Annotated in this window: 1 protein-coding gene; it reads right to left on the minus strand. The window is 44.2% G+C overall.

Going from position 1 to position 217, the window contains the following annotated elements; translation table 11 throughout:
* Positions 1–215 (minus strand): P1 family peptidase (locus V6256_RS16525; RefSeq protein ID WP_424141083.1); only part of this gene is annotated, 215 nt, incomplete at its 3' end.
* Positions 216–217: the final 2 nt, after the last annotated feature.

A 217-nucleotide genomic window follows, 5' to 3' on the forward strand; every position in this document is an offset into this window, starting at 1 on the left:
GCTCTAACCGCCCTTATTACAGCTATCGCCATCACTTCCGCGGCAAGAGAGCAAATAACAGAACCATCAGCTTCATGTTGACCAGTTGAAAGGGTAAAAATAGTATCGCCATCACGAATGGTATGAATTGGGTTAATGACTCTTGCAAAACCATCACGCGCAATCATTGACACATTTGTCGCCTGAGAATGAGTTAATGCTGCATTAGTGGCAATCG

Source organism: Psychromonas aquatilis, assembly GCF_038155185.1.
GTDB classification, from domain to species: Bacteria; Pseudomonadota; Gammaproteobacteria; order Enterobacterales; family Psychromonadaceae; genus Psychromonas; species Psychromonas aquatilis.